The following is a 22,462-nucleotide window of genomic DNA, read 5'->3' on the forward strand; positions in this document are numbered from 1 at the left end:
AGCGTTTTAGTGGCTTACACTGCGTTTACCTCTCCATTCGTAACAAAGGAATACAGCATGGGCATGCTCAGTGAATTCAAGGCCTTCGCGGTCAAGGGAAATGTCGTCGACATGGCGGTGGGTATCATCATCGGCGCGGCGTTCGGCAAGATCGTCTCGTCCTTCGTCGGCGACGTGATCATGCCCCCCATTGGCCTGCTGATCGGCGGTGTGGACTTCAGCGACCTGGCCATTACGCTCAAGGCCGCCGAAGGCGATGTGCCGGCCGTGGTGTTGGCTTATGGCAAGTTCATCCAGACCATCCTCGACTTCATCATCGTCGCCTTCGCCATTTTCATGGGGGTCAAGGTGATCAACCGCCTCAAGCGCGAAGAAGCCGTGGCACCGACCGCACCGCCGGTACCAAGCGCCGAAGAGACCCTGCTGACCGAGATTCGCGACCTGCTCAAGACGCAGAACCGCCAGCCCTGACCTACGACGCACCCTGTAGGAGCCAGCCTTGCTGGCGAACGAACGCGCGACGGTTTCAATGACATGCCATGGCCGGTTCGCCAGCAAAGCTGGCTCCTACAGAGAAACACCGCGCATCACCAGTAATTCTCCACCGCCACCTGGCCAGGACGCTTGCTCAGGCTCAGTTGCAGGTCGCGGGCCTTCAGCACCTTGCGCGTCTCATCGATCATGTCCGGGTTGCCGCAGAGCATGATTCGCGAGTGTTCCGGTGACAACGCCAGCCCCGCAGCTTTCTCCAGCTCGCCATTCTCGATCAGTGTGGTGATACGTGCATTCAATGCACCCGGGTGCTGCTCGCGGGTCACCACCGGAATGAACTGCAACTTGCCGGCGAACTCGGCCAGATGGTCACGTTGCTCCAGGCCGGCGATCTCCTCCCGATAAGCCAGTTCCTTGACCTCGCGCACCGAGTACACCAGTTTGATGTTGTCGAAACGTTCCCAGGCCTCGAAGTCCTGGAGAATCGACATGAAGGGCGCAATGCCAGTCCCCGTGGCCAACAACCACAGGTCACGGCCACCGACAAACCGATCCAGGGTCAGGTAGCCAAACGCCTGGCGGTCGATCAGCAATGTGTCGCCCTCGCCCAGTCGGCTGAGTTCGCTGGTGAACTCGCCGCCTGGAACCACGATGGAAAAGAAATCGAGGAATTCGTCGTGAGGGGCACTGACCATGGAGTAGGCACGCCAGACCACGCTGCCGTCAGACTTGGTCACCCCCAGGCGAGCGAACTGCCCGGCGCGAAAGCGAAACCCGGCGTCGCGGCTGACCCGCAGGCTGAACAGGTTGGGGGTCAAGGGCTGGACGTCGAGCAGGGTCTGGCGGGTGAACTTGTCGGCACTGGCGGACATGACGGGCTCCATCGATCGGGTACGCCCAGTGTCGCGCAATGCGGCCAGGATAAACACCGGTGGTTTGTAGGGTATCGTCAATGGCCTACAACAAACTACTTAAAAACCGACACAGCTATAGCAAAAAAACTGAGCACAGAACGAGGACATTTCCTACACTTCGATCCGTGCGGCGTAAATATTGGATCCATGGCATACCTACGGAGCTTCACCGATGCCTTACTGGAAGAGCGAAACCATGCAGTTATTGCTGGAGGAGCGTGACCCAAAGAAGCTGTTTGATCGGGCAGCGGACATGGTTCAAGCATTGGGCATGGATTACCTGGGCCTGACGCTGCATCTGCATATCGCTGCCCATAGCCCGCAGGTTGTGCTCTACAACAACTATCCACCCGAGTGGAACACACGTTACCAGCAGGGTAATTTCTTCACCATAGACCCAATAGTGTCAAAGTGCCACAAAACGCTCAAGCCGTTGGTCTGGAACGACGACCTGTTCCGTGAAGTACCGCACATGCGTGAAGCGGCGACCCGCCATGGCATCACCCACGGCTGGACCCAGTCGGTATTCGACCAACGGCATAACCAAAGCCAGCTGAGCGTGTGCCGCGGCAATGGAGTGGTCGGCGTGGAAGAAGTCTATGAGAAGGGGTCGCTGGTGATGTGGCTGTGCAGCACATTGCACGCAACACTCAGCGAGTACCACCTGGAGAAGTTCAGCCCGACACCTCATTTGAGCGAGCGTGAACTGGAAGTGCTGAAGTGGTCGGCAGCCGGCAAGACTGCGTCAGACGTGGCGACCATCCTGTCACTGTCGACCAGCACGGTGAACTTCCATATTCGCAGCGTGATCGGCAAGACCAACGCCGCCAACAAGGCTGGAGCCATCGCCATCGCCGCCCTGCGTGGCCTGCTCTGACAGCCCATCCCCCTTCGGTATGCAAAGCCCTGTAGAATCGCCTACCGCAAGCCTGCCGCACAGCGCGCCAGGCAGATTCGCAGCTGAGCCCATGTCATGCCCCTGTTCAACAGCCCCTTCGCCGACCTCGACCTGATCCGCCAGCCGGAGCAGGCCAACGACCCGCTGCTGGCTTTCGATGCCGCCGACCAGTATCTGCTGGAACACCTGGCGACCCAACTGCCGGTCGCCAACGGCAAGGTACTGGTGCTCAATGACAGCTTCGGCGCCCTGGCGGCCAGCCTGGCTGGCCAGTTGGAGGTGATCAGCAGCGGTGACTCGCACCTGGCGCGCATGGCGCTGGAGAAGAACCTGGCACGTAACGGCAAGGGCTTTGACAGCGTGCCGTTCGTTCCTGCCAACGAAGCCTGGCAAGGCCCGTTCGACCGGGTGCTGGTGCGGGTGCCCAAAACCCTGGCACTGCTCGAAGAGCAACTGATCCGCCTGCAGGGCCAGTTGGCTCCAGGTGCCCAGGTGATCGCCGGCGCCATGATCAAGCACCTGCCCCGTGCTGCGGGCGACCTGATGGAGAAGTACATCGGGCCGGTCCAGGCTTCGCTGGCGCAGAAAAAGGCCCGCCTGCTCACCGCCACCGTCGCCGAGCGCCCATTGGCGCGCTCTCCCTACCCTAGCCGCTACCGCCTGGACAGCCCCGCCCTGGAGCTGGTCAATCATGCCAACGTGTTCTGCCGCGAAGGGCTGGATATTGGCACCCGCGCCTTCCTGCCCCACCTGCCGCGCAACCTGGGCCAGGCACGGGTCGCGGACCTGGGCTGCGGCAACGGCGTGCTGGCCATCGCCAATGCCCTGGCCAACCCCGATGCCCACTACACATTGGTGGACGAGTCGTACATGGCAGTGCAGTCGGCCCGTGACAACTGGCAGGCGGCGCTGGGCGAACGTACAGCCGAGTTTTACGCAGCCGATGGCTTGGCCGGGCAAGAAAAGCAGTCGCTGGATGTGGTGCTGTGCAACCCGCCATTCCACCAGCAGCAGGTGGTCGGCGACTTCCTCGCCTGGCGGATGTTCCAGCAAGCCCGTGAGGCGCTGGTGGTAGGGGGGGCGTTGTATATCGTCGGCAACCGGCACCTGGGCTATCACAGCAAGCTGGCGCGGTTGTTCCGTGGCGTCGAGCAGGTGGCGGCAACACCGAAGTTCGTGGTGTTGAAAGCCCGGAAATGAAAAGGGCCGCTGTGCGGCCCATCGCGGGTAAACCCGCTCCTACAGGAACTGCGCCGAACCAGAGTCTTCGCGCAATCCTGTAGGAGACAGCCTTGCTGGCGAACAGCGACAACGCCGGCGCCAAACACTGCGATGTCGTAATCCGCGGATCAGTGGGTACTCAACCCCGCCGCGCTCATGAACATGCGCATGCCATAAGCCACCACCCCCAGCGCCGCGACACTCAGCGCCCAGATCAGCACTAGCCAGCCCAGGCGTTGCCACAGCGGCTTCTTCTCTTCGATGTTCATCACGGCGCGCTCCTAGTGATAGCCATCTTCATGGGTCACCTTGCCGCGGAACACGTAGTAGCTCCAGTAGGTGTAACCCAGGATGAACGGCAAGATGAACAGCGTGCCCACCAGCATGAAGCCCTGGCTCTGCGGCGGCGCCGCGGCGTCCCAGATGCTGATCGACGGGGGGATGATGTTCGGCCACAGGCTGATGCCCAACCCGCTGTAGCCCAGGAAGATCAGCACCAGGGTCAACAGGAACGGCGTGTAGTGCGCGTTACGCGCCACCGCCCGCAGCAAGCCGTAGAAGGTCACCAGCACCAGGATCGGCACCGGCATGAACCAGACCAGGTTGGGCATGCTGAACCAGCGCTCGGCGATCTGTGGGTAGGCGATCGGCGTCCACAGGCTGACGATGCCGATCACCGCCAGTAGCACCAGCGCCAGGGGCCGGGCGATGTCATGCATCTTCTGCTGCAGCGGTCCCTCGGTCTTCATGATCAGCCAGGTGCAACCCAGCAGGGTATAGGCCACGATCAGGCCCAGGCCGCAGAACAGCGTGAACGGAGTCAGCCAGTCCAGGGTGCCGCCGGCGAACTTGCGGTCGACCACCTTGAAGCCTTCGATGAAGGCGCCCAGGGCCACGCCCTGGAAGAAGGTCGCCACCAGCGAACCCCAGATGAACGCCTTGTCCCAGATATGCCGCCGGTTGGCGCGGGCCTTGAAGCGGAACTCGAAGGCCACGCCCCGGAAGATCAGGCCCACCAGCATCAGGATCAACGGCAGGTACAGCGCCTCGAGCACCACCGAATAGGCCAGCGGGAAGGCGCCGAACAGCGCAGCGCCACCCAGTACCAACCAGGTCTCATTGCCGTCCCAGACCGGGGCGACGGTGTTCATCATCACATCGCGATCACGCTCTTCGTTGACGAAGGGGAAAAGCATGCCGATGCCCAGGTCGAAACCATCCATCACGACGTACATCATGACGCCGAAGATGATGATCACGGCCCAGATCAGCGGAAGATCGATACCCATCTCAGTTCCCCTTGTTCAGGCTGGCGGAGTCGGCCTCGTGGCCATCGTCGGCGGCGGACAGCGGTCGCGCCGGCGTGCGTTGCTGGCCAGGGCCACCCGGGGTGTGCTCCTCGCCTTCGCCGGTCTTCGGCCCCTTGCGCACCAGGCGCATCATGTAGCCGATGCCGGTACCGAACAGGGCGAAGTAGACCACCACGAACATCACCAGGGTGAAGCCCAACTGCGCATAGCTGTGGTTGGACACCCCATCGGCGGTGCGCATCAGGCCATAGACCACCCACGGCTGGCGCCCCACCTCGGTGGTGAACCAGCCGGCGAGGATGGCGATCAGCCCCGAAGGTCCCATCCACAGGGTGAGGTAGAGGAATGGCCGCGAGCTGTACAGCGTGCCGCGCTTGCGCAGCCACAGGCTCCACAAGCCGACCAGGATCATCAGCATGCCCAGCCCGACCATGATCCGGAACGACCAGAACACGATGGTCGAGTTGGGCCGGTCCTCAGCTGGGAATTCCTTCATCGCCGGGACTTGCTTGTCCAGGCTGTGGGTGAGGATCAGGCTGCCCAGCGCCGGGATCTCGACTTTGAAGCGCGTGGTCTCGGCTTTCATGTCGGGGATGCCGAACAGGATCAGCGGGGTCGGCTCACCGGGCTTGTTCTCCCAGTGGCCTTCGATGGCAGCGATCTTCACCGGCTGGTGCTTGAGGGTGTTGAGGCCATGGAAGTCACCGATCACCGCCTGCACCGGCGCGACGATCAGCGCCATCCACATGGCCATCGACAGCATCTTGCGCACCGCCGGGTTGTCACGCCCGCGCAGCAGGTGCCAAGCCGCCGACGAACCGACGAAGAACGCGGTGGCGACGAAGGCCGCGGTGGCCATGTGCATCAGGCGATAGGGGAACGATGGGTTGAAGATCACGGCGAACCAGTCCACCGGGATCACCTGGCCATTGACGATCTCGTAGCCCTGGGGGGTCTGCATCCAGCTGTTGGAGGCGAGGATCCAGAACGTCGACACCAGCGTGCCAAGCGCCACCATGCAGGTGGCGAAGAAGTGCAGGCCGCGGCCGACACGGTTCCAGCCGAACAGCATGACACCGAGGAACCCGGCCTCGAGGAAGAAGGCGGTCAGTACCTCGTAGGTGAGCAGAGGGCCGGTGATGGAGCCGGCGAAATCGGAGAACTGGCTCCAGTTCGTACCGAACTGATAGGCCATGACCAGGCCGGAGACCACGCCCATGCCGAAGTTGACGGCGAAGATCTTCGACCAGAAGTGGTAGAGGTCACGGTAGGTATTGTTGCCAGTCTTCAGCCAAAGACCTTCGAGTACTGCCAGGTAGCTCGCCAGGCCAATGGTGATGGCTGGGAACAGGATGTGAAAGGACACGGTAAAGGCAAACTGGATTCGGGCGAGCTCTAGGGCTTCTAATCCGAACATGGTGCTTCCTCTTCAGATAATCCGGCGGCCGGGCTCAAGGCCCTGGCGCCCACTGCCCCCACGGGATGTCGAGTGTGGCCTGTTCTTTTTGTTCTGTTCGATCGCAGGGATTCCGGCCCGAAGGCCAAATCGTTGCTTGTGGAACGATTGATCCAGATCAACGACTGTTTGGAAGCATAGTCCTGAATGACCTATCCGGATGTGTGGTTGATTGCCGCGTGACCCATTGCCTCACCCTCTTTTGCGAAGTGCCGGGGACTGATCCACTCGGCTTTCAGCAACCAATTGTTACAAACAGATGTTACTCTTCAGCCCCCTCTAGCACCGAGGTCGCAGGCTCCCCGATGTCCGATTCCGCCCCGCAATTGCTGCGCCATCACCGCCCTTTCATTGCCTTCTGGCTGGCCCGCGTGTTCACCGCCAGTGGCTTCCAGATGCTCACCGTGGCCATCGGCTGGCACCTCTACCAATTGACCGGCAATGTGCTCGACCTGGGCCTGGTCGGCCTGGCCGAGTTCGCCCCCCGCGTGCTGTTCATGCTGCACACCGGCCACGTCGCCGACCGCTACGACCGGCGCAAGGTCGCTGCCCTGTGCCAGACCCTGCAGGCGCTGATCGCCCTGACGCTGGCCCTGGGCAGTGCCACCGACAGCGTCAGCCGCGAGCTGATCTTCGTGCTGGCCTTCCTGCTCGGCGCCACCCGCTCGTTCGAGATGCCGGCAACCCAGGCCTTGCTGCCCAACGTGGTGCCGCCCGGGCTGTTCCCACGCGCGGTGGCGGCTTCGGCCTCGGCTTCCCAGGCGGCCACCATTGTTGCCCCGGCAGTGGGTGGCCTGCTGTATGCCTTCGGCAGCACCTGGGTGTATGGCCCGACCGTGGGCCTGTATGTGATTGCCTGCCTGCTTACCTTGAGCCTGGACGCCCGCCAGCAGATCCCGCAACGCGGCCGCGCCAGTCTCGACTCGCTGCTGGCCGGGATCCGCTTCATCCGTAGCCGCCCGGACATCCTCGGCGCCATCTCGCTGGACCTGTTCGCCGTGCTGCTGGGCGGCGCCACCGCGCTGCTGCCGGTGTTCGCCAAGGACATCCTGCTCACCGGCGCCTGGGGCCTGGGCCTGCTGCGTTCGGCGCCCGCCGTCGGTGCACTGCTGATGTCACTGTGGCTGGCGCGCTTCCCGGTGGAACGCAAGGTAGGGCTGACCATGTTCACCGCGGTGGGTGTGTTCGGAGTGGCGACCATCGCCTTCGGCCTCTCGACCTCCTTCTGGTTCTCCCTGGCGGTGCTGGTGGTACTGGGTGCAGCGGACATGATCAGCATGGTCATCCGCAGCGCCTTCGTGCAGTTGGAGACACCAGACGAGATGCGCGGCCGGGTGAGCGCCGTGAATGGGTTGTTCATCGGTGCCTCGAATCAGCTCGGCGAGTTCGAATCGGGCATCACCGCACACTGGTTTGGCACAGTACCGGCGGTGGTGCTCGGTGGCGTAGGCACGCTGGTGGTAACGGGAGTGTGGATGAAGCTGTTCCCGACCTTGACCCATCGCGACCGCATGCACCAAGGCCCCCTGTAGGAGCCAGCCTTGCTGGCGAAGCGTTTCCCCGCCAGGCCGCTCCTCCCGAATGGCCATAGGCCCCCGCCATCCATGCTGGTATGATGCGCGGCTTTTTTCCGCCCCGCACAAAACCACGGCATCCGGTACGGTCTGTGCTTTGCTGTTGGGGTCGATACATTCACGGCGCGAGGGCGCCCTGGGGAGCAGGCATGCTGGAAAGGCTGTTTCAACTGAAAGCACACAACACCAACGTGCGCACCGAGATTCTCGCGGGCGTCACCACCTTCCTGGCCATGGCCTACATCCTGTTCGTCAACCCGAGCATCCTCGGCGAGACCGGCATGGACAAGGGCGCGATCTTCGTCGCCACCTGCCTGGCCGCGGCCATCGGCTCGGTGACCATGGGCATCATCGCCAACTACCCGATCGCCCTGGCACCGGGCATGGGCCTGAACGCCTTCTTCACCTACACCGTGGTCCTGCACATGGGCCACACCTGGCAGGTGGCGCTGGGTGCGGTGTTCCTCTCCGCCGTGCTGTTCTTCCTGCTGTCGATCTTCCGCATCCGCGAATGGATCGTGAACAGCATCCCGCTGCCGCTGCGCTCGGCCATCGCCGCCGGTATCGGCCTGTTCCTGGCGTTGATCGCCTTGCATAACGCCGGCATCGTCGTCGATAACCAGGCCACCCTGGTGGGTTTGGGCGACCTCAAGCAGCCGGCGCCGATTCTCGCCACCCTGGGTTTCTTCCTGATCGTCGCCCTTGAAGCGATGAAAGTGCGTGGCGCCGTGCTGATCGGCATCCTCGCCGTGACCGTGGCCTCGATCGCCATGGGCGTCACCCCATTCGGTGGCGTGGTGTCGATGCCGCCGTCGCTGGCCCCGACCTTCCTGCAGCTGGACATCAAGGGCGCCCTGGACGTCGGCCTGATCAGCGTGATCTTCGCCTTCCTGTTCGTCGACTTGTTCGACAACTCCGGTACCCTGATCGGCGTGGCCAAGCGCGCCGGCCTGATGGGCAAGGACGGCCACATGCCGAAGATGGGCCGCGCCCTGATCGCCGACAGCACCGCCGCCATGGCCGGCTCGCTGCTGGGCACCTCGACCACCACCAGCTACATCGAATCCGCCGCAGGCGTGAGTGCCGGTGGCCGCACCGGCCTGACCGCCATCGTGGTGGCCATCCTGTTCCTGCTGGCGCTGTTCTTCGCCCCGCTGGCTGGTAGCGTGCCGGCCTTCGCCACTGCGCCTGCGCTGCTGTTCGTCGCCGTGCTGATGGCCTCGGGCCTGGCCGAGATCAACTGGGACGACGTCACCGAGGCCGCACCGGTGGTGGTCACCGCCCTGGCCATGCCGTTGACCTACTCGATCGCCAACGGCATCGCCTTCGGCTTCATCGCCTGGACCGCCATCAAGCTGCTGTCCGGCCGTCGCCAGGACCTGAACCCGGCGCTGGTGATCCTGTCCATTCTGTTCGTCATCAAGCTGGGCTGGTTCAACGCATGAGTGCTGTCTTCGACCCGACGCAATACGACGCGCAACTGGCGGCCAAGGTCGCCCGCCTGCGCGAGCTGCTGGCACCGTTCGGCGCCCCGGAGCCGGCAGTGTTCGACTCGCCGCGCGAGCACTACCGCCTGCGCGCGGAGTTCCGCCTGTGGCGCGAAGACGGCCAGCGCCACTATGCGATGTTCGCCCCGGGCGAGAAGCACAAGGCGATCCTGATCGACGACTTCCCCATCGCCAGCCAGCGCATCAATGAATTGATGCCGCGCCTGAAAGCCGCCTGGCAGGGCAACGAAGACCTGAACAACCGCCTGTTCCAGGTCGAGTTCCTCACCACCCTGGCCGGTGATGCGATGGTCACGTTGTGCTACCACCGCCCACTGGATGACGCCTGGGAAGCGGCCGCGCAGCAGCTGGCCAGCGACCTGAACGTCAGCGTGATCGGCCGCTCGAAGGGCAAGCGCCTGGTGATCGGCCGCGACTACGCGGTAGAGAAGCTGGCCATCGCCGGCCGCACCTTCAGCTACCGCCAGCCCGAAGGCGCTTTCACCCAGCCCAACGGCGCAGTGAACCAAAAGATGCTCGGCTGGGCTTTCGAGGCCATGGGCGAGCGTGACGACGACCTGCTGGAGCTGTACTGCGGCAACGGTAACTTCACCCTGCCGCTGGCCACCCGTGCCCGCCAGGTGCTGGCCACCGAGATCAGCAAGACCTCGGTCAACGCCGCGCTGCACAACCTCGAAGAAAATGGCGTGGACAACGTGCGCCTGGTGCGCCTGTCGGCCGAGGAGCTGACCCAGGCGTTGAACGACGTGCGGCCGTTCCGCCGCCTGGAAGGCATCGACCTGAAAAGCTACGACTTCGGCACCGTGTTCGTCGACCCGCCCCGCGCCGGCATGGACCCGGACACCTGCGAACTGACCCGGCGCTTCGAACGCATCCTGTACATCTCGTGCAACCCCGAGACCCTGGCGCAGAACATCGCCCAGTTGCAGGATACCCACCGCATCGAACGCTGCGCGCTGTTCGACCAGTTCCCGTATACCCATCACATGGAAAGCGGTGTCCTGCTGGTACGGCGCTGATGCAATCTGCGGCGGGGCTGCAACGGCCTCGTCGCACTCACCGAAGTTCCTCGAGCCTGAGCACGGGCAGAAAACCATTCTTAGCGATAACTACAGCCTCTGGCACCTGACAGTTTTGCCAGGGGCATATTGCGCTCGATTCCCCTAGCCTGTGGCCTGAGCACCGCCCCCTTTGCAAAGGGAACGTTCATCTTCTGCAGCAAGCGTTGTCGCCACTGGTGGATTGCACCCGCTCAGCAATCCTCAGCGTTGTTCCTGGATGGCCACAGTGCCTGCAAGAACCACGACTATTGATTGAGGAGCAAGCCCATGCGTCTTTTGAAAGTCCTCCTTGCACTCGCCATCGCCACCCCTCTGGCGGCTGGCGCGAACGAGTGTTCGCTGCTCGATGCAGGCAATCTCAACCACACGAGCATCCCCACGAACGGCTGGAGGGACGTGCCAGGCACCAACGGGGCGGTGAGGTATGTCAACGTTCAAGGCAATATCCTGCTCGGAGGCCCTTACATGGCCTATGTCCGTTTTCGCGCGGGTACCGATAATGGCCTGCACACGCATAGCCAGGCGTTAGCGACGGTGGTGCTCAAAGGCAACTTCTACGTGACATACGGCACGAATCGCATCGTCTTCCATGACGGCGGGTTCTACCAGCTGAGGGCGAATAGAGAACATGAAAGTGGCTGTGCCGCTGGCGCCGAGTGCTTCCTGTTCCAGTTTCAGTGCGACAGGTTCGACCTGCACCCGGTGAGCCCGCCCAGTTCCTGATCGCCAACGACACCAGGCCCTGGGTCGGCTCAGTGGTCTGGTGTCACGCGTGGCGATGCTGCTGCCCTGCTTGCCTTCAAAAATCGAAGAACACCGTCTCCCCTTCTCCCTGAATACGGATATCGAACCGATACGCCGTCTTCCCATCCACCTCGCAACGCTTGGCGATCAACGTCTGACGCCGTTGCGGCTGCTCGATCAGATTGAGCACCGGGCATTTGGCGTTGGCCTCGGCCTCGTCTTCGAAATACAAGCGCGTGTGCAGGTGGAGGTTGATGCCCCGGGCAAACAGGCTGATGTTGATATGCGGCGCCATGGGCACGCCCGCGGCGCTGTTGACCACGCCCGGCTTGACCGTGTGCAGGGTCCATTCACCGGCATCGAACGTCGTGGCGGTGCGGCCGAAGCTGTTGAACAGGTTCTCCTGGTTGTAGTCGTCCTGGTACAGGCCCTTGGCATCGGCCTGCCAGATTTCCAGGAACGAGTCGCGCACCAGGTGGCCGTTACCGTCGTACACCTGGCCGATCAACAGGATGTGTTCGCCGGGAGCATCAGCCTTGGCCAGGCGATTCCAGATTTCCTGGTCGCGGGTGGGGTTGCCGGCCGCTTCCAGGGCGAGGCCGATGTGTACGTAGGGGCCAGCGGTCTGCGAGGGGGTTTCCGGCAGCAGTTCGATAGGCATGGCGGTACTCCTCAGCGGTTTTCGAAGTGGGTCTGGCGCTGGCCGCGCAGGACGATGTCGAAGCGGTAAGCCAGGCAATCCATGGGGTTGGCATGGCTCATGTCGAGCTTGGCGATCAGCCGCTCGACCGCATCCGGGTTGGCGATCGACTTGACGATCGGACACATCGGGATCAGCGGATCACCCTCGAAGTACAGCTGGGTGATCAACTTGGTCGCGATCGACGGGCCGCTGACGGAGAAGTGGATATGGGCCGGGCGCCAGTCGTTGGGGCCGTTGCGCCAAGGGTACGGGCCGGGCTTGATGGTGCGGAAGCTGTAGTAGCCGTCGCGATCGGTCAGGCAACGGCCGACCCCGCCGAAGTTGGGGTCGAGCGGCGCCAGGTAGCGGTCGTTCTTGTGCCGGTAGCGGCCACCGGCGTTGGCCTGCCACATCTCCACCAGCGTATTGGGCACCGGCTTGCCGTACTGGTCGATCACCCGGCCGGCAACAATGATGCGCTCGCCGATCGGCAGGCCACCGTTGTTGAAGTTCAGCAGCAGGTCGTGGTCATGCTCGCCGAAGCGCAGGTGGGAAAAGTCCGGGCCGGTGGTTTCACTGATCGACTGCGGGATGCTGACCAGGGCCTGGCGCGGAGAACGCGCCACCGAGGTCTTGTAGTCGGGAGTAAGGGCCTTGGGGTGCCAGTTGCGATCACGGATCACGAAGCGGCTGGTGTCCTGGGCGGGCATGCCGATGTCCTCTCTTGGAATTGTCGAACGCCTGGGCGTGGCAGGCGGACTTGCAGTTTCCGACAGGCTCGTGGTGATGAATATTGAATTTCAGGGTCACAGGCATAACCATTTGGTTATGCATAGTCATGCAAGGCACCCGCCTGTGCGGCGCTGGGCTAATCTTTGACTTCATGTTTCACAAACCGGAGAGCAGTACATGGAATGGCGAAAAGGTCGACGCAGCGACAACGTGGTCGATGCCCGCGGCGAAGGGGGTGGCGGCGGCGGGATGCGCTTCGGTGGTGGCAAAGGCCTGGGGCTGGGCGCCATCCTGCTGATCGTCGGTATTGGCTGGTTGACCGGGCAGGACCCGCTGCAGATCCTTGGCCAACTGGCCGGGCAGATGGAACAGCAACAGACCGCGCCAGCCAATGTAGGCAACAAGGCGCCACCGGCCAACGATGAACAGGCCGAGTTCGTCGCCTCGATCCTCGGCGACACCGAGGATACCTGGAAAGCCCTGTTCGCCCAGGCCGGCAAGCAATACCGTGACCCGAAGCTGGTGCTGTTCAGCGGCCAGGTCAATTCCGCTTGCGGCTTCGCCTCATCGGCGGTCGGGCCGTTCTATTGCCCGGGCGACCAACGCGTGTACCTGGACATGACCTTCTTCCGCGAAATGGAAACCCGCTTCCGTGCTGCGGGCGACTTCGCCCAGGCCTATGTGATCGCCCATGAGATCGGCCACCACGTGCAGACGTTGCTCGGGGTTTCGGCCAAGGTCGACGCCGCTCGACGCAATGGCCAGCGCATGGAAGGTGACAATGGTTTGCTGGTACGCCAGGAGCTGCAGGCCGACTGCCTGGCCGGGGTGTGGGCCTACCAGGCGCAAAAGCGCTTGAACTGGCTCGAGCCCGGGGATGTGGAAGAGGCACTCAATGCCGCCAACGCCATTGGCGACGATCGCTTGCAGCAGCAGGGCCAGGGCCGCGTGGTGCCAGACTCGTTCACCCATGGCACCTCGCAGCAGCGGGTGCACTGGTTCAAGGCCGGGTTCTCCAGTGGCGACCTGAATCAGTGCGACACGTTCAGCGCGCGTAGCCTTTGAGGTCCGCAGGGCCGCTTCGCGGCCCATTCGCGGGTGAACCCGCTCCTACAGGCCCTGTGTTGCTGCAATAGCCGCTACTTGCACATTTCTTCCTTCAACCCCGCTGGCTGCTCCGGTGCCTTGCGCCACTGCGGCAAACCGATGAGCACCACCGCACCGATGATCACCGCCATCGCCACGCACTCCTCGGCGCCAATCTGCTCACCGGCGAAGACAATCCCCAGCAGCACCGCCACGGCCGGGTTGACGTAGGCGTAGCTGGTGGCCGCCGCTGGGCGCACGTGCTTGAGCAAGTACATGTAGGCGCTGAACGCCAGAATCGAACCGAAGAACACCAGATAGGCCAACGCCCCCCAACCCGCGGCGGTGGGCATCTGCGTCATGCGCTCACCGCTCAGGGCGCTGGCGATCAGCAACACCACGCCACCGACCAGCATCTCGGCAGCACTGGCCATGGCCCCCTGGGGCAGGGGCAAGTTCTTGCTCCACACCGAGCCAAAAGCCCAGGCCGCCGCCGCGAACAGGATCAACGCCGCGCCCATGGGGCTGGCCTGCAGGTTCGACCCCATGTTCAACATGCCGATGCCGACCAACCCAAGGGCGATCCCCGCCCATTCCAGGCGCGAGTTGCGGTGGCCGAACATCAACCCGAATACCAAGGTGAACAGTGGCACGGTCGCCACCGCCAGGGCCGCCACGCCCGAGGCCACCCCCGCGTGCTCGGCCAGGGTCACGCCACCGTTGCCGCAGCTGAGCAGCAAAAAGCCGATCGCCCCCGCCGCCCGCCATTGCGGCCAAGTCGGTGCTGGCACGCCGCGCCAGCGCAGGAAGCCGTACAGCAAGCAGCCCGCGATGACGAAGCGCACGCCGGCCATCAGCATCGGCGGCCACGACTCCACACCGATGCGGATGACCAGGTAGGTCGAACCCCAGACCAGGTACAGGGCAAGGAAGGCACCGACAAGCAACAGCGGGAAACGACGGGAGGCAGACATGGTGTTGGGCTCGAAATCCGTTTACGGGTGACCTAGTTTAAGAAGGGCACCCGGCAAACATAAGTTACAAAACACGTTTAAATCACCCGAACACTTTGCTATGAACGGTTATTCACGCCTCTTACCGTCGATTGCAAAGCCACCAGGAAACACCATGGACAAATACGACCGCATGCTGCTCGCCGCCTTGCTGGAAAACGGTAGAGCCACCTACGCCCAACTGGCGCGCCAGGTGAATCTCTCAGCCCCCGCAGTGGCAGAGCGAGTGGCCAAGCTCGAAGCCAGCGGAGTGATCAGTGGCTACACGGCCAAGGTCGACCTGGAGAAGATCGGCCTGCCGATCCAGTGCGTGATCGAGTTGCGCCTGGCCAGCCATGGCAACCAGCAGGCCTACGACGCCCTGACCCGCATCCCCGAACTGATCGAATGCCACCGGGTCACCGGCGACCCCTGCGTGATCATGCAGGCGGCGGTGGCGTCGATGGGCGAGCTGGAGGCGCTGATCAACCGGGTGTCGCAGCTGGGGTTCAGCAAGACCTCGATCGTGCTATCCAGCGCAGTGGAGCGTCGGGTGCCGCTGGCACACCTCGAAGCCACCCCCAAAAAACCCTGACACCGCGCCCCCGTAGGAGCCAGCCTTGCTGGCGAACGCAAGGCAACGCCTTGTCGGGGTTTCCCCACTTGCCGCGGTTCGCCAGCAAGGCTGGCTCCTACAAGGCACGTCAGTGGCGCAGGAGCAGCTTGCCCTCGATCGGTACATAACGACTGGCCGAGCGAATCAACGACAGCGCCGTGAGCCCCGGCACGCCATACACCACGGTCTCGACCCCATGACGTTTGGCCGCCCGCTCCAGCAACAAGTCGAAATCGCCATCACCCGAGGCCAGCACCACCTGGTCGACCCGCTCCGCCGCTTCGATTACATCGAGGGTGATGCCCACATCCCAGTCGCCTTTGGCCGAGCCATCGGCGCGCTGGATGTAAGGCTTGAGGCGCACCTCGAAACCGAGGTTACGCAGGATCTGCTGGAACTGTTGCTGCTTGCTGTCGCCGCGGTCGATCGCATAAGCCACCGCCTCGACGATCTGGCCTTCGCGGCTGACTTCGGCCCACAGCGTGGCGTAGTTGAAGTGGCAACCGTGGGCCTGGCGCACGGTGTAGTAGAGGTTCTGCACATCGGCGAACAGCGCGATCTTCTTCAAGCCTGGGGACCTCGTCGAGTCTTCTAGGGGGCCAATGCCGCAGCCCTTCGTGACACGACACGCCCCCGGATGCCCGAGAGTATGCCAGAGCCCTCAGACGAAGGTGTCGTCGTCCGAGAAGAAGCCGCCATCGTCGTTGCCATAGTCAGTGTCGGCATATCCACCCTGGTCGTTGCCCCAACCGCTGTTGTCGGCCACCTGACGTTGGCTGTCCTGGTCATTCCAGCCGCCATGGTCGCTGGCCGGGGCCGGCTCCTCCTTGATCACCTCGACGATCTGCTCAGGCTGCGAATTGTGGTTGAACAGGCTGCTGATGCCTTGGGCCAGCAACACGCCGCCGGCAACACCGGCAGCGGTCTGCATGGCGCCACCGAGAAAACTGCTGGCACCGCTGCGGGCGGGTGCTGGCGCCGCGCCGAAACCGGGCTGGGACTGGGGCTGGGCCTGCGCATAGCCTTGTGGCGCAGGCTCGCGCCAGCCACCGCCGGACGATGGCGGCGGCGCGACCGAACGCTGCGGCTCTGGCGCCGGGTTGCGGGCACCTGCGCCGAAGAGGCTGGAGAGGAAACCGCCACTGCTGCTGCTCGAGCGGGCCGCCTCAAGCTGCGCGCGGGCCTGCTTCAGGTCGGCCTCCAACTGCTTGTTCTGCTCGTCCAGGCGCTTGATCGCCGCGTCCTGCACCAGGATCGCCTGGGCCATGTAGTACGGCGCCGCCGGTTGTTGGCGCAGGCGTTCCTCGATATGCGCCTGGGCCTGGGCATCACGCGGCTGGGCCGGATTCTCGGCTTGCTTGAGACGGCTGAACAGGCCGTCGATCAGGGTTTGTTCTTCAGTGTTCATCAGGGCAACCTCGTGCGCGGAACAGGACTTCGGACAGCGTCAAAGATGGGGGGCCGGGCGCCGCGATTCAATTAACGGGGCCATGAAACTTTTTTCAGCAAGCGGGCGGTCTGGGCTAAAGTGATGCCCTGCTTTTTCTGCCATGCGATGTTGACCGATGAATCCGCTGAGCGTTCTGCGCGACTCCCTGTACTTCTTCCGCCGTCACCTGACGAGCATCCTCCAGCTGTGCCTGCCATTGGTGGTACTGGAGGCCCTGGGCACCCAACTCCTCTACAACCAGCTGGGCGAACAGGCCTCCCCCGCCTTTGGCATGCTGGTCAGCCTGCTGTTCTACCCGCTGTACAGCGCCGCGCTGATCCTCTACCTCGACACCCGCAGCAACGGCCAGATGATCGCCAAGCGCGACCTGTTCGCCCGCGCCGTGCAACTGTGGCCGGCTTTGGCCCTGCTGATCCTGATCAGTTCGCTGCTGATCATGGCAGGCCTGGCGCTGTTCATCTTCCCAGGTGTGTGGATCATGGTGAACCTGGTGTTCGCCGAGTACCTGCTAGTGCTGCGCGGCCTGCCGGTGATCGAGTCGATGCGCACCAGCGCGCGCATGACCACCGGGCACTTTCTGCGCATCATGGTCTGCATGCTCTCGGTACTGGCCCCGCTGTGGCTGATCGATGGCCTGCTACTGACCGCCTTCCCCGAACCTCAACCGGCTGTACAGCTGGTGCTGGACAGCCTGAGCGGTTTCCTCCAGCTGTTCAGCACCGTGGTGCTGTATCGCCTGTTCATGCTGCTGGAAGGCGAAGCCGGCGCCTGACCAAGGTCAGGTGCCCCTCGGCTTGGCCCGCGCCGTGGCCTCGGCCACCAGCGGGTCATCCGGCCAGTAGTGCTTGGGGTAACGCCCCTTCAAATCCTTCTTCACCTCGGCGTACGTCGTGCGCCAGAAGTTGGCCAGGTCCTGGGTGACCTGCACGGGGCGGCGCGCCGGCGACAGCAGGTGCAGCTTGACCTGCTGGCGGCCATTGGCGATGCGCGGCGTATCAGCCAGGCCAAACAGCTCCTGCAGGCGTACCGCGAGGATCGGCGGCTGTTCACTGTAGTCCAGGCGGATGCTGGAGCCTGACGGCACCGCCAGGTGCGAGGGGGCGAGCTCCTCCAGGCGCTGGGGCAGCGGCCAGGGCAACAGGTTGCGCAAGAGCGACGGCAGGTCCAGCGACGCGAAATGGCTCAACCGCGAAACCTTGCCCAGGTAGGGCTGCAGCCAGTCTTCCAGACTGGCCAGCAACGCTTCGTCGCCCAGGTCCGGCCATTCGCTCGTGCCCTGCTGCTGTAGGTCGAGCTGGCGCAACAGGGCGACACGGGCCTGCCACTGGCGCAGTTCGGGGGTCCAAGTCAGCAGGTTCAGGCCCTTGCGCCGCACCAGGCCCAGCAGCGCCTTCGCGCGGGCTTCGTCATCCAGGCCAGCCAAGGGTTCGCGGCCGAGCACCAGTTCGCCAACTTTGCGCTGGCGTTCGGCGCGCAGTACCTGCTCACGGTCGTCCCAGTCGAGCAGGTCAAGGCATTCGACCTGCTCGGCCAGCACGTCTTCGAACAGACGCGGATCGAAGTCGGCGGCCAGGTAGATACGCTCCTCGCGCTGGCCCTGGCGGCTGCCCAAATCGGCGATCACCAGCCAGGGGCATTTCATCAACGCATCGACTTCGCTGAACATCGCCGCGCGACCGTTGGCCAGGCGGTATTCGGCGCCACCTTCGCGGCGTTGCTGGGCCACGCGGTCCGGGTAGGCCAGGGCCAGCAGCGCCCCCAGCCAGCGCGGGTGGTCGGGGTCGGCCACCGCCGTGCGCGGTTTGCCGCGCAGTTGCCCGCGATACTGGCGCGCCAGCTGGCGAGCGCGCTGCACGCCGCCCTGGCCGCCACGGCTGGCACGCGTCTCACCGCTGAGCAAAGCCAGGCGGGTGTGCAAGTCGGCACCACCGCCACGCAGGATATCGCGCTCACCGAGCAAGGCCGCCACGTCGCAGGCCATGTCGGCCAACCCCAGGTCCTGGCCACGCAGCAGCAGGTGGGCGATACGCGGGTGCGCAGGCAAGCCGGCCATGGCTTGGCCATGGTCGTTCAGATTGTCTCGGCTGCCGGGTTTGAAGGCGCCGAGCCGCGCCAGCAGGTCCTTGGCCTGGGCGTAGGCGGCGGCCGGTGGCTGGTCGAGCCAGCTCAACTGCTCCGGCGGCACGCCCCAGCGCGCCAGTTGCAAGGCCAGGCCGGCCAGGTCGGCCTGGAGAATCTCGGCACTGCCGTGGGCCGCCAGCTGGTCATGTTGCGCCTCTGACCACAGCCGGTAGCACACGCCCGGCTCCAGGCGCCCTGCCCGGCCGGCGCGCTGAGTGGCGCTGGCACGGGAGATGCGCTGGGTGTCCAGGCGGGTCATGCCGCTGCCCGGGTCGAAGCGTGGTACCCGGGCCAGACCTGCGTCAATCACTACGCGCACACCGTCAATGGTCAGGCTGGTCTCGGCGATGTTGGTGGCCAGCACGACTTTACGCTGGCCCTTGGGCGCAGGCTCGATGGCCGCGCGCTGGGCATTCAGGTCGAGCTCGCCGTGCAACGGGCAGAGCAGGATGCCGGGGCGATCGCCCAAAGCCTCCTGCAAGGACTGGTGAACACGGCGAATCTCGGCCTGACCGGGCAGGAACACCAACAAGCTGCCACTTTCCTCCGCCAGCGCTTGCAGCACGCAATCGACCACCCGCGGCTCGATGAATTCGCCAGGCTGGAATGGCCGGCTCCAGCGGATATCCACCGGGTACATGCGCCCCTGGCTGCTGACTACCGGCGCCTCATCGAGCAGCCGTGAAAGGCGCTCGCCTTCCAGCGTCGCTGACATCAGCAGAATCTTCAGTGGCGGCTCGTCGCGCAGCAGCGCGCGGCCATTCAGGCTCAGTGCCAGGGCCAAGTCGGCGTCCAGGCTGCGCTCGTGGAATTCGTCGAAGATCAACAGCCCTACGCCTTCCAGCGCTGGGTCGGCCTGCAAGCGTCGAGTGAGGATGCCCTCGGTCACCACTTCGATGCGGGTATTCGGCCCGACCTTGCTGTCCAGGCGAATGCGATAACCGACCGTGCCACCTACCTGCTCCCCCAGTTCGCTCGCCAGCCGCTCGGCCGCGGCGCGCGCGGCCAGGCGGCGCGGTTCGAGCATGAGGATGGTCTGGCCGGCGAGCCACGGCTCCTCCAGCAAGGCCAGGGGCACGCGGGTGGTCTTGCCGGCGCCGGGCGGCGCCTCGAGCACCGCCTCGTCACGCAGGCACAGGGCCTGGCGCAGTTCGGGCAGTACTGCATCGATCGGTAATGAATTCATGGTGGTCCTCGAACAATCGTCCGAGTATAACGGCGAACCGAGCCTGCCCTATCATGGTCTTAGCTTCAGGCGTTGGCGCGAGCCTTCGCCCCTGTAGTGCCTACTTTCCGGAGATTCACATGCGCATCCCTTCCCGCGTCATTGGTGGCCTGCTCATCGCCACGATGCTGACCCAGCTGACGGCCTGCGGCACCCTGTTCTACCCCGACCGCCGCGGCCAGATCGAAGGCAAGATCGACCCGGTGGTCGCGGCTCTGGACGCCATCGGCATTCTCTTCTACGTCATCCCCGGCCTGATCGCTTTCGGCATCGACTTCGCCAGCGGCGCTATCTACTACCCCGGTGGCCAGACCGCACACATCGACCCGGCCAAGCTCAAGCCCGCCATCAACGCCGACGGCCAGGTCGACAAGGTCAAGCTGCAGGCCATACTCGAGAGCGAACTGGGCCAGCGCCTGCCGCTGAACGACCCACGCTTGATCCAGCACCGTGGCAGTGTCGAGCAACTTGCCGCCTACGGCCTGGTTCCGACTGCCTGATGTCTTCAAGGACGCACACACGCACATGATCGCGGCCGCCGAACACAAGCGCCTGCTACGTCTGGCCACCCGCGCCTCGCTCACGGTGGCCAGCCTGCTGGTACTGGCCAAGGCCGTGGCCTGGTGGCTGAGCGGCTCGGTGAGCCTGCTGGCCGGGCTGACCGACTCGGCGCTGGACACCATCGCCTCGTTCCTCAACCTACTCGCCGTGCACTACGCGCTGCGCCCGGCCGACGACGACCACCGTTTCGGGCACGGCAAGGCCGAGGCCCTGGCCGGCATGGCCCAGGCACTGTTCATCGCGGTCAGCGCGGTGTTGATCGGGGTGCAGGCAGTGGAACGGTTGCAAGCGCCGCGGCCGCTGGGTGACACCGCCGCCGGCATCGTGGTCATGCTGCTGTCGCTGGTACTGACCCTGGCGCTGCTGGCCTTCCAGCGCAAGGTCATCCGCCTCACCGGCTCCACCGCGGTGCGCGCCGACTCCCTGCACTACCGCTCCGACCTGCTGCTCAACGGCAGCATCCTGCTGGCACTGTTGCTGGCGCGCTTCGGCTGGCCGCAGCTGGATGCGCTATTCGGCCTGGGCATCGCCCTGTACATCCTATGGAGCGCGATCCAGATCGCCCGCGAGAGTACGGCGATCCTGATGGATCAGGAACTGCCAGCCGATATCGGCGAACGCATGCTCGAAGTGGTGCTGGCGATTCCCGGAGTGAAGGGCGCGCACGACCTGCGCACGCGGGTGTCGGGCAGCCAATGGTTCGTGCAGTTGCACCTTGAGCTGCCCGGGGAACTGCCACTGCATCAGGCCCACGAACTGTGCGTGCAGGCTTCGCAGGCGATCCGTGAACGGTACCCGCGGGCGGATGTGATGGTGCACGCCGATCCGGTCTGAACACAGACTCACCCAGAACCTGTAGGCGCCAGCCTTGCTGGCGAACACCGGTAAAGCCGGTGCCAGGCACCGCGGTGTCTGCATCGCGGGTAAACCCGCTCCTACAGGCATCGTTCAAGCCCGACTCAGTTGATGCTGTAGCCCCGCCCGCTCAGGCAGGCGCCCAGCGCCCGCCGATAGTTGTCGGCCACGTTGGCCGGTGGCGCGTAGGTCGCGGTGGCAGGGTCGAAGCCTGTCTGGCTGACCGCCCAGCGATGACACTGGTAACGATCCTGCTCCTGCTGCTCCGGCCCCTGCCCATAGGCTGGATAGGCGATCACGTTATAACCGTTGTACGGTTGCGGTACGGGCGTTGGCGCCGGCATGGCGGTGGGCGGATTGACCACTACGTACTCACGGCTATCGGCCTGGTACTGGTAGTAGGTGTCGGCCACCAGGAAGAACAACGCGCCCCCCAGCCACACTTCACGCGCATAGGGCGGCAAGTAACCGACCCTCACGCCATAGGGCGGCCTGACCACCACATAGCCGCCACCATGCGGGCGATACCAGTAGCCACCGGAGTAGAAGTAGTCCTGCCCGCGATAGGGCACTTTCCAGTAACGGTCCGGGAAGCGATCGACGCTATGGCCAGGGTGATACTGCGGCCCCGGGCCCCAACCATTGCCGTGGCCGTCCGGGCGGCCGGCCCAGTCACCGCCCGGCCGCTGCCCGTAATAGCGGTCGTCACCATGACGACGCGGGATGTCCTGGTAGTAACCCTGGCGCGGCGGCTGGGTCTGGCGCACTTCGTCACGGGAATTGAGCGGCGAGCCCCGCCCGCCATTGGGGTCCTGCGGACCATCACCAGGCCCTTGGGCCAAGACACCCAGGCTGCCCCCCATGCCCAGCAAACCAACACCTGCCAACTGCCAGATGCGCCACCTCATGTTGTTCCTCTCGCTCGGAAAGACTGCGTGGCGCCCAGTTTACCGTGGCGCCTGGC

Annotated in this window: 23 protein-coding genes; 12 read left to right on the plus strand and 11 right to left on the minus strand. The window is 64.3% G+C overall.

Annotated features, from left to right (window positions below):
- Positions 1–57: 57 nt before the first annotated feature.
- Positions 58–471, plus strand: coding sequence for a large-conductance mechanosensitive channel protein MscL (gene mscL / locus IM733_RS15880; RefSeq protein WP_248917527.1), 414 nt, complete (start codon positions 58–60; stop codon positions 469–471).
- Positions 472–587: 116 nt separating this feature from the next.
- Here mscL and IM733_RS15885 read toward each other — a convergent pair whose 3' ends face one another.
- Entirely contained in the window at positions 588–1,364 is a 777-nt protein-coding gene (locus IM733_RS15885) for a ferredoxin--NADP reductase (protein ID WP_248917528.1), read from the minus strand.
- A gap of 214 nt (positions 1,365–1,578) precedes the next feature.
- On the opposite strand from IM733_RS15885, the gene IM733_RS15890 reads away from it, so the two are divergent.
- Both IM733_RS15890 and IM733_RS15895 read left to right on the plus strand, forming a co-directional pair.
- Positions 1,579–2,283: an autoinducer binding domain-containing protein gene (locus IM733_RS15890; RefSeq protein ID WP_248917529.1), complete on the plus strand. Its 705-nt coding sequence runs from the start codon at positions 1,579–1,581 to the stop codon at positions 2,281–2,283.
- A gap of 96 nt (positions 2,284–2,379) precedes the next feature.
- Positions 2,380–3,504, plus strand: coding sequence for a methyltransferase (locus IM733_RS15895; protein WP_248917530.1), 1,125 nt, complete (start codon positions 2,380–2,382; stop codon positions 3,502–3,504).
- A gap of 149 nt (positions 3,505–3,653) precedes the next feature.
- On the opposite strand, the gene IM733_RS15900 is transcribed toward IM733_RS15895, so the two are convergent.
- From IM733_RS15900 to IM733_RS15910, 3 genes are read right to left on the minus strand one after another with little or no spacing between them, the layout of a single operon-like run.
- A complete protein-coding gene (locus IM733_RS15900) occupies positions 3,654–3,794 on the minus strand; it encodes a DUF2474 domain-containing protein (protein WP_248917531.1) in 141 nt (46 codons plus the stop codon).
- Positions 3,795–3,806: 12 nt separating this feature from the next.
- Positions 3,807–4,814: a cytochrome d ubiquinol oxidase subunit II gene (gene cydB / locus IM733_RS15905; protein WP_248917532.1), complete on the minus strand. Its 1,008-nt coding sequence runs from the start codon at positions 4,812–4,814 to the stop codon at positions 3,807–3,809.
- A 1-nt stretch (position 4,815) separates the two neighbouring features.
- Positions 4,816–6,252, minus strand: a complete 1,437-nt coding sequence (locus IM733_RS15910; RefSeq protein ID WP_248917533.1) for a cytochrome ubiquinol oxidase subunit I — start codon at positions 6,250–6,252, stop codon at positions 4,816–4,818.
- Positions 6,253–6,596: 344 nt separating this feature from the next.
- Between IM733_RS15910 and IM733_RS15915 the strand changes: the two genes are divergently transcribed.
- The 4 genes from IM733_RS15915 (at position 6,597) to IM733_RS15930 (ending at position 11,157) form a co-directional block, all read left to right on the plus strand.
- Positions 6,597–7,823: an MFS transporter gene (locus IM733_RS15915; RefSeq protein ID WP_248917534.1), complete on the plus strand. Its 1,227-nt coding sequence runs from the start codon at positions 6,597–6,599 to the stop codon at positions 7,821–7,823.
- A gap of 191 nt (positions 7,824–8,014) precedes the next feature.
- Positions 8,015–9,310, plus strand: coding sequence for an NCS2 family permease (locus tag IM733_RS15920; protein ID WP_232881869.1), 1,296 nt, complete (start codon positions 8,015–8,017; stop codon positions 9,308–9,310).
- Positions 9,307–10,392 (plus strand): tRNA (uridine(54)-C5)-methyltransferase TrmA, encoded by a 1,086-nt coding sequence (gene trmA / locus IM733_RS15925; RefSeq protein WP_248917535.1) that lies wholly within the window; start codon positions 9,307–9,309, stop codon positions 10,390–10,392. The genes IM733_RS15920 and trmA overlap by 4 nt, the downstream gene beginning before the upstream one ends.
- Positions 10,393–10,701: 309 nt before the next feature.
- On the plus strand, positions 10,702–11,157 hold the full coding sequence (locus tag IM733_RS15930) for a cupin domain-containing protein (RefSeq protein ID WP_248917536.1): 456 nt from the start codon (positions 10,702–10,704) through the stop codon (positions 11,155–11,157).
- Positions 11,158–11,233: 76 nt separating this feature from the next.
- Here IM733_RS15930 and pcaG read toward each other — a convergent pair whose 3' ends face one another.
- The gene (gene pcaG / locus IM733_RS15935) at positions 11,234–11,839 is read right to left on the minus strand and encodes a protocatechuate 3,4-dioxygenase subunit alpha (protein WP_248917537.1); all 606 of its coding nucleotides are present in this window, start codon (positions 11,837–11,839) and stop codon (positions 11,234–11,236) included.
- A gap of 11 nt (positions 11,840–11,850) precedes the next feature.
- A complete protein-coding gene (gene pcaH / locus IM733_RS15940) occupies positions 11,851–12,570 on the minus strand; it encodes a protocatechuate 3,4-dioxygenase subunit beta (RefSeq protein WP_248917538.1) in 720 nt (239 codons plus the stop codon).
- Between the two features lie 199 nt (positions 12,571–12,769).
- Here pcaH and ypfJ point away from each other — a divergent pair, with 199 nt between their 5' ends.
- Positions 12,770–13,657 carry a KPN_02809 family neutral zinc metallopeptidase gene (gene ypfJ / locus IM733_RS15945; RefSeq protein ID WP_248917539.1) on the plus strand — a complete coding sequence of 296 codons (888 nt, stop codon included), beginning with the start codon at positions 12,770–12,772 and terminating at the stop codon, positions 13,655–13,657.
- A gap of 74 nt (positions 13,658–13,731) precedes the next feature.
- On the opposite strand, the gene yedA is transcribed toward ypfJ, so the two are convergent.
- Positions 13,732–14,652, minus strand: coding sequence for a drug/metabolite exporter YedA (yedA, locus tag IM733_RS15950; protein WP_248917540.1), 921 nt, complete (start codon positions 14,650–14,652; stop codon positions 13,732–13,734).
- Positions 14,653–14,806: 154 nt separating this feature from the next.
- Between yedA and IM733_RS15955 the strand changes: the two genes are divergently transcribed.
- Positions 14,807–15,265, plus strand: coding sequence for an Lrp/AsnC family transcriptional regulator (locus IM733_RS15955; RefSeq protein WP_248917541.1), 459 nt, complete (start codon positions 14,807–14,809; stop codon positions 15,263–15,265).
- A gap of 109 nt (positions 15,266–15,374) precedes the next feature.
- On the opposite strand, the gene IM733_RS15960 is transcribed toward IM733_RS15955, so the two are convergent.
- Positions 15,375–15,854 carry an NYN domain-containing protein gene (locus tag IM733_RS15960; protein WP_248917542.1) on the minus strand — a complete coding sequence of 160 codons (480 nt, stop codon included), beginning with the start codon at positions 15,852–15,854 and terminating at the stop codon, positions 15,375–15,377.
- Positions 15,855–15,947: 93 nt separating this feature from the next.
- Positions 15,948–16,694, minus strand: coding sequence for a DUF2076 domain-containing protein (locus tag IM733_RS15965; RefSeq protein ID WP_248917543.1), 747 nt, complete (start codon positions 16,692–16,694; stop codon positions 15,948–15,950).
- 157 nt (positions 16,695–16,851) lie between these two features.
- Here IM733_RS15965 and IM733_RS15970 point away from each other — a divergent pair, with 157 nt between their 5' ends.
- The gene (locus tag IM733_RS15970) at positions 16,852–17,508 is read left to right on the plus strand and encodes a YciC family protein (protein ID WP_248917544.1); all 657 of its coding nucleotides are present in this window, start codon (positions 16,852–16,854) and stop codon (positions 17,506–17,508) included.
- Positions 17,509–17,514: 6 nt separating this feature from the next.
- On the opposite strand, the gene hrpB is transcribed toward IM733_RS15970, so the two are convergent.
- On the minus strand, positions 17,515–20,043 hold the full coding sequence (gene hrpB, locus IM733_RS15975) for an ATP-dependent helicase HrpB (RefSeq protein WP_248917545.1): 2,529 nt from the start codon (positions 20,041–20,043) through the stop codon (positions 17,515–17,517).
- Positions 20,044–20,162: 119 nt separating this feature from the next.
- On the opposite strand from hrpB, the gene IM733_RS15980 reads away from it, so the two are divergent.
- Positions 20,163–20,582 carry a polyribonucleotide nucleotidyltransferase gene (locus tag IM733_RS15980; RefSeq protein ID WP_248917546.1) on the plus strand — a complete coding sequence of 140 codons (420 nt, stop codon included), beginning with the start codon at positions 20,163–20,165 and terminating at the stop codon, positions 20,580–20,582.
- Positions 20,583–20,607: 25 nt separating this feature from the next.
- Positions 20,608–21,477 (plus strand): cation diffusion facilitator family transporter, encoded by an 870-nt coding sequence (locus IM733_RS15985; protein WP_248917547.1) that lies wholly within the window; start codon positions 20,608–20,610, stop codon positions 21,475–21,477.
- Between the two features lie 125 nt (positions 21,478–21,602).
- Here the strand turns inward: IM733_RS15985 and IM733_RS15990 are convergent, their stop codons facing one another.
- Positions 21,603–22,406 carry a DUF6515 family protein gene (locus IM733_RS15990; protein ID WP_248917548.1) on the minus strand — a complete coding sequence of 268 codons (804 nt, stop codon included), beginning with the start codon at positions 22,404–22,406 and terminating at the stop codon, positions 21,603–21,605.
- Positions 22,407–22,462 lie beyond the last annotated feature (56 nt).

The sequence above is a fragment of the Pseudomonas entomophila genome, from assembly GCF_023277925.1.
Taxonomy (GTDB): domain Bacteria; phylum Pseudomonadota; class Gammaproteobacteria; order Pseudomonadales; family Pseudomonadaceae; genus Aquipseudomonas; species Aquipseudomonas entomophila_D.

Bases quoted from the DNA above. Each gene is read 5' to 3' on its own strand.
- IM733_RS15990 (WP_248917548.1), bottom strand. From the start codon at position 22,406: ATGAGGTGGCGCATCTGGCAGTTGGCAGGTGTTGGTTTGCTGGGCATG.
- IM733_RS15970 (WP_248917544.1), top strand. From the start codon at position 16,852: ATGAATCCGCTGAGCGTTCTGCGCGACTCCCTGTACTTCTTCCGCCGT.
- IM733_RS15920 (WP_232881869.1), top strand. From the start codon at position 8,015: ATGCTGGAAAGGCTGTTTCAACTGAAAGCACACAACACCAACGTGCGC.
- hrpB (WP_248917545.1), bottom strand. From the start codon at position 20,043: ATGAATTCATTACCGATCGATGCAGTACTGCCCGAACTGCGCCAGGCC.
- IM733_RS15915 (WP_248917534.1), top strand. From the start codon at position 6,597: ATGTCCGATTCCGCCCCGCAATTGCTGCGCCATCACCGCCCTTTCATT.
- IM733_RS15895 (WP_248917530.1), top strand. From the start codon at position 2,380: ATGCCCCTGTTCAACAGCCCCTTCGCCGACCTCGACCTGATCCGCCAG.
- IM733_RS15890 (WP_248917529.1), top strand. From the start codon at position 1,579: ATGCCTTACTGGAAGAGCGAAACCATGCAGTTATTGCTGGAGGAGCGT.
- IM733_RS15930 (WP_248917536.1), top strand. From the start codon at position 10,702: ATGCGTCTTTTGAAAGTCCTCCTTGCACTCGCCATCGCCACCCCTCTG.
- pcaG (WP_248917537.1), bottom strand. From the start codon at position 11,839: ATGCCTATCGAACTGCTGCCGGAAACCCCCTCGCAGACCGCTGGCCCC.
- IM733_RS15985 (WP_248917547.1), top strand. From the start codon at position 20,608: ATGATCGCGGCCGCCGAACACAAGCGCCTGCTACGTCTGGCCACCCGC.
- IM733_RS15955 (WP_248917541.1), top strand. From the start codon at position 14,807: ATGGACAAATACGACCGCATGCTGCTCGCCGCCTTGCTGGAAAACGGT.
- IM733_RS15910 (WP_248917533.1), bottom strand. From the start codon at position 6,252: ATGTTCGGATTAGAAGCCCTAGAGCTCGCCCGAATCCAGTTTGCCTTT.
- IM733_RS15980 (WP_248917546.1), top strand. From the start codon at position 20,163: ATGCGCATCCCTTCCCGCGTCATTGGTGGCCTGCTCATCGCCACGATG.
- IM733_RS15900 (WP_248917531.1), bottom strand. From the start codon at position 3,794: ATGAACATCGAAGAGAAGAAGCCGCTGTGGCAACGCCTGGGCTGGCTA.
- mscL (WP_248917527.1), top strand. From the start codon at position 58: ATGGGCATGCTCAGTGAATTCAAGGCCTTCGCGGTCAAGGGAAATGTC.
- IM733_RS15965 (WP_248917543.1), bottom strand. From the start codon at position 16,694: ATGAACACTGAAGAACAAACCCTGATCGACGGCCTGTTCAGCCGTCTC.
- pcaH (WP_248917538.1), bottom strand. From the start codon at position 12,570: ATGCCCGCCCAGGACACCAGCCGCTTCGTGATCCGTGATCGCAACTGG.
- trmA (WP_248917535.1), top strand. From the start codon at position 9,307: ATGAGTGCTGTCTTCGACCCGACGCAATACGACGCGCAACTGGCGGCC.
- cydB (WP_248917532.1), bottom strand. From the start codon at position 4,814: ATGGGTATCGATCTTCCGCTGATCTGGGCCGTGATCATCATCTTCGGC.
- IM733_RS15885 (WP_248917528.1), bottom strand. From the start codon at position 1,364: ATGTCCGCCAGTGCCGACAAGTTCACCCGCCAGACCCTGCTCGACGTC.
- ypfJ (WP_248917539.1), top strand. From the start codon at position 12,770: ATGGAATGGCGAAAAGGTCGACGCAGCGACAACGTGGTCGATGCCCGC.
- yedA (WP_248917540.1), bottom strand. From the start codon at position 14,652: ATGTCTGCCTCCCGTCGTTTCCCGCTGTTGCTTGTCGGTGCCTTCCTT.